Genomic DNA, 5070 nt, shown 5'->3' with positions numbered 1-5070 from the left:
TTCCTACCCTGAGGCCTCGTCCGGTCCTTACGAATCTCGAAGTCCATCGCATCCCCTGAACTGGGGTGTTGCAACGACTCCTAGAACCCAAGAACAAGCCCGCCGCAGGCGCCACGACCCGCCGGACACCTCTCAGCCGATCAGCTGATCAGCCGAAGGTCAGGACCACCAGAGCGGTCGTGGCGGCCGTTTCCGCCAGCGCGCCGAAGACATCGCCGGTCACCCCGCCGAGGCGGCGGTGGCAGTGGTGCAGGAGGAGTTCGGCGGCCGCCAGGGCAGCCAGTGCGGCGAAGGCGTTACGGACGACGTCGTACGGGCCGAACGGGACGGCCACCGCCGCGCAGCCCACCACCGTCAACGCCGCCACGACACCGGCGGAGCGCCACGGCACACTGCCCGCGACCGCCGCGCCCAGCCCCTCCGGGCGCGCCGCCGGAACCCCCACGCGGGCCGCGAGGGTCAGGGCGCAGCGCGCGGTGACACCGGCCACGGCCGCCCCGACCGCGCCGTGCGCCCAGTCCTGTCCGTAGAGCTCGGCCAGGGCCGCCACCTGCCCGAGCAGGACGAACAGCAGCGTGATCACGCCGAACGGCCCGATGTCCGAGCGCTTCATGATGCGCAGCGCGTCCTCGGCGGGCTTGCCGCTGCCGAGTCCGTCCGCGGTGTCGGCGAGCCCGTCGAGGTGGAGGCCGCGGGTCAGTACGGCGGGTATCGCCACGGTGGCCACGGCCGCGAGCAGCGCCCCGCCGCCCAGGAACAGTGACACCCCGCCCACCGCGGCCGCGCACAGCCCCACGGCCAGCCCGGCCAACGGAGCGCACAGCATCCCCGCGTGCGCCGCCTCCCGGTCCCAGCGCGTGCCTCGTACGGGCAACACCGTGAGCGTGCCGAACGCGAAGCGGATCCCATCGCTCCAGGGGGCGCGCGGGGCGTGTGCGGGCGGCGGATCGTAGTCGGGCCGCGGCGGATGCTCCGGCCGCTCGGGCTCCGGCTCGGGCTCGGGCTCCGGCGGGTGTGCGGACGGCTGCGACTGCGGCGGCTCCGGCGTGGTGTCCATCGCGCGGAAGGCTATCCCGCCCAGCGGCAGCTGGGGAGAACAGAGCCCCAAATCGGGCCTGGGCATACGATGCGGAGGGGCGCGGCCTGCCAATCCATGACGGCCGACGAACTACCGGAAGAGGGACCCGACAACTGTGACTGCTCTGACTCTCAGCACCTCGTCCGCCGCAGCACTGCGCGCGGACGCCGTCGTCGTCGGTGTGGCGAAGGGGGCCAAGGGCCCCGTCGTCGCGGTCGGCGCCGAGGCCGTGGACAAGGCGTTCGGCGGGAAGCTGGCCGACGTTCTGGAGACGCTCGGCGCGACCGGCGCCGAGGGCGAGGTGACCAAACTGCCCGCCGCGTCCGGCCTCAAGGCCCCGGTCGTGCTGGCGGTCGGGCTGGGCGAGGCCCCGGCCAAGGGCGACGGCTATGACGCCGAGACGCTGCGCCGGGCTGCGGGCGCGGCCGCCCGTGCGCTGTCCGGTTCGAAGAAGGGCGCGTTCGCGCTGCCGATCGAGGACCCGGCCGGCGCCACCGCCGTGGCCGAGGGCGCGTTGCTCGGGGCGTACTCGTACGACAAGAGCAACGGCAACGGCGGGAACGCCAAGAACAAGGACAAGGACAAGAAGAACAACGGGCCGCTCGCCGAGGTCGCCCTCGTCGGCGGCAAGCCGCGCGACAAGGCGTACAAGGCGGCCGTCGAGCGCGCCACCGCCCTCGTCGCGGAGGTCAACCGCGCCCGTGACCTGATCAACACCCCGTCCAACCTCCTCAACCCGGCCTCGTTCGCGGCCGAGGCGGTCGCGGCCGCCAAGGAGCACGGCCTCAAGACCGAGGTGCTGGACGAGAAGGCGCTCAAGAAGGGCGGGTACGGCGGCATCCTCGGCGTCGGCCAGGGCTCGGAGGCCCCGCCGCGGCTGGTGCGGATCGCGTACACCCACCCCAAGGCCGAGAAGACGCTCGCCCTGGTGGGCAAGGGCATCACCTATGACTCGGGCGGCATCTCCCTCAAGCCGGCCGGTCACAACGAGACGATGAAGTGCGACATGAGCGGTGCGGCCGCCGTGTTCGCCGCGGTCGTCACCGCCGCGAAGCTGGGCCTGCGGGTCAATCTGACGGGCTGGCTGGCGCTCGCCGAGAACATGCCGTCGGGTTCGGCCACCCGCCCCGGCGATGTGCTGTCGATGTACGGCGGCAAGACCGTCGAGGTGCTGAACACCGACGCCGAGGGCCGGCTGGTGCTCGCCGACGCGATCACCCGCGCCGGTGAGGAGAAGCCGGACGCGATCGTGGACGTGGCGACGCTGACCGGTGCGATGGTCCTCGCGCTGGGCAACCGCACGTTCGGGATCATGACGAACGACGAGGCGTTCCGCACCACGCTCCACGAGATCGCGGGCGAGGTCGGCGAGCCGTCCTGGCCGATGCCGCTGCCGGACCACCTCCGCAAGGGCATCGACTCGCCGGTCGCCGATCTGGCGAACATGGGCGAGCGCATGGGTGGCGGCCTGGTGGCCGGCATCTTCCTGAAGGAGTTCGTGGCGGACGGGATCACCTGGGGCCACCTGGACATCGCGGGTCCGGCGTTCAACGAGTCCGGTCCGTTCGGCTACACCCCCAAGGGCGGCACGGGCGCCGCGGTCCGCACCCTGGTGCGGCTGGCCGAGCGCACCGCCGACGGCGACCTCGGCTGAGCCGGGGCCCGCACCGTACGTAACGCCCGCCGCCATAGGCCGAAAGTCCCGTCGATTTCGCCCTCAACGAAATCGACGGGGCTTCGCGTTCCGGATACGCAGGAGTAACCCCTGAACTGGGGTGTGGAGATTTCTCACACAGCGGCCCCGCGTCCCGCCTCCTCCGAACAAGTGCGAAGATGTTGTCCCGGCAGGACAGGGCCCCCGACACCAGGGCCGACGCAAGAAGCGGCCGAACACACGCCGCCGCCCGGCCGACCAACGGCCGGCCCCGGCGCACCATGCATGGAGGACGTGACGTGGCGAACGACGCCAGCACCGTTTTCGACCTAGTGATCCTCGGAGGCGGTAGCGGCGGTTACGCCGCTGCCCTGCGCGCGGCGCAGCTGGGTCTGGACGTCGCCCTGATCGAGAAGGACAAGCTGGGCGGCACCTGTCTGCACCGCGGCTGCATCCCCACCAAGGCGCTGCTGCACGCCGGTGAACTCGCCGACCAGGCCCGCGAGGGCTCGGAATTCGGCGTGAAGACCACCTTCGAGGGCATCGACATCGAGGGTGTGCACAAGTACAAGGACGGCGTGGTCTCGGGCCTGTACAAGGGTCTCCAGGGGCTGATCGCCTCCCGCAAGGTCACCTATGTGACGGGTGAGGGCCGGCTGTCCTCCCCGACCTCTGTCGATGTGAACGGCGAGCGCTACACCGGCCGCCACATCCTGCTGGCCACCGGTTCGGTGCCGAAGTCCCTGCCCGGCCTGGAGATCGACGGCAACCGCGTCATCTCCTCCGACCACGCGCTGGTGCTCGACCGCGTGCCGAAGTCCGCGATCGTGCTGGGCGGCGGCGTCATCGGCGTCGAGTTCGCCTCCGCGTGGAAGTCCTTCGGGGCCGACATCACCATCGTCGAGGCGCTTCCCCACCTCGTCCCGGTCGAGGACGAGAACAGCTCCAAGCTGCTGGAGCGCGCCTTCCGCAAGCGCGGCATCAACTTCTCCCTCGGCTCCCGCTTCTCGGGCGTGGAGTACACCGCCGACGGCGTCAAGGTCTCGCTGGAGAACGGCAAGACCTTCGAGGCCGAGCTGCTGCTGGTGGCCGTCGGCCGCGGCCCGGTCTCGCAGGGGCTCGGCTACGAGGAGGCCGGGGTCGCCATGGACCGCGGCTATGTCCTCGTCGACGAGTACATGCGGACCAACGTGGAGACCATCTCCGCCGTCGGCGACCTGGTCCCCACCCTCCAGCTGGCCCACGTCGGCTTCGCCGAGGGCATGCTGGTGGCCGAGCGGCTGGCCGGTCTGAACCCGGTGCCGGTGGACTACGACGGCGTGCCGCGGGTGACCTACTGCCACCCCGAGGTCGCCTCCGTCGGCATCACCGAGGCCAAGGCCAAGGAGCTGTACGGTGCGGACAAGGTCGTCGCCCTGAAGTACAACCTCGCGGGCAACGGCAAGAGCAAGATCCTCAAGACCGCGGGCGAGATCAAGCTCGTGCAGGTACGGGACGGTGCCGTCGTCGGCGTCCACATGGTCGGTGACCGGATGGGCGAGCAGGTGGGCGAGGCCCAGCTGATCTACAACTGGGAGGCGCTGCCGGCCGAGGTCGCGCAGCTCGTCCACGCCCACCCGACCCAGAACGAGGCGCTCGGCGAGGCCCACCTGGCCCTGGCCGGCAAGCCGCTGCACTCCCACGACTGACTCATCCCGAGCGCGAACCATCCAAAGATCGTTAAGGAGCAACCGAACACCATGGCGGTTTCCGTAACCCTGCCGGCGCTCGGCGAGAGCGTGACCGAGGGCACCGTCACCCGCTGGCTCAAGGCCGAAGGTGAGCGCGTCGAGGCCGACGAGCCCCTGCTCGAGGTGTCGACCGACAAGGTCGACACCGAGATCCCGGCCCCCTCGGCCGGTGTGCTGACGTCCATCAAGGTGGCCGAGGACGAGACGGTCGAGGTCGGCGCCGAGCTGGCCGTCATCGACGACGGCGGCGCGGCTCCGGCCGAGGCCCCCGCCCCGGCGGCCAAGCCCGCCCCCGTGGCCGAGGCCGCCCCGGCGGCTCAGCCCGAGCCCGCCCCGGCGCCCGCCGCCGAGGCCCCCGCCCCTGCCGCCGCCGCTCCGGCCGGTGGCGCCGAGGGCACCGATGTGGTCCTGCCGGCGCTCGGCGAGAGCGTGACCGAGGGCACCGTCACCCGCTGGCTCAAGGAGGTCGGCGAGTCCGTCGAGGCCGACGAGCCCCTGCTCGAGGTGTCGACCGACAAGGTCGACACCGAGATCCCGGCCCCGGCCGCGGGCACCCTGCTGGAGATCCTGGTCGGCGAGGACGAGACCGCCGAGGTCGGCGCCAAGCT

The 5070-nt window shown here is 71.7% G+C and carries 4 protein-coding genes; 3 read left to right on the top strand and 1 reads right to left on the bottom strand.

Annotation, left to right across the window (positions count from 1 at the left end):
• Positions 1 to 148: 148 nt before the first annotated feature.
• Complete coding sequence (locus ABD329_RS47250; RefSeq protein WP_214665659.1) at positions 149 to 1057, bottom strand: adenosylcobinamide-GDP ribazoletransferase; 909 nt, start codon at positions 1055 to 1057, stop codon at positions 149 to 151.
• A gap of 136 nt (positions 1058 to 1193) precedes the next feature.
• Here ABD329_RS47250 and ABD329_RS47245 point away from each other — a divergent pair, with 136 nt between their 5' ends.
• From ABD329_RS47245 to ABD329_RS47235, 3 genes are all read left to right on the top strand, one after another.
• A complete protein-coding gene (locus ABD329_RS47245; protein WP_198281422.1) occupies positions 1194 to 2732 on the top strand; it encodes a leucyl aminopeptidase in 1539 nt (512 codons plus the stop codon).
• A 299-nt stretch (positions 2733 to 3031) separates the two neighbouring features.
• The gene (gene lpdA / locus ABD329_RS47240; protein ID WP_198281421.1) at positions 3032 to 4420 is read left to right on the top strand and encodes a dihydrolipoyl dehydrogenase; all 1389 of its coding nucleotides are present in this window, start codon (positions 3032 to 3034) and stop codon (positions 4418 to 4420) included.
• Positions 4421 to 4471: 51 nt separating this feature from the next.
• Positions 4472 to 5070: biotin/lipoyl-containing protein (locus ABD329_RS47235; RefSeq protein WP_344318186.1), on the top strand; the 599-nt coding region annotated here is incomplete at its 3' end.

Origin of the sequence: Streptomyces javensis, from assembly GCF_039525925.1 — a bacterium.
In the GTDB taxonomy this organism is placed as follows: Bacteria; Actinomycetota; Actinomycetes; order Streptomycetales; family Streptomycetaceae; genus Streptomyces; species Streptomyces asiaticus.
This window is presented reverse-complemented; position numbering and strand designations above follow the sequence as displayed.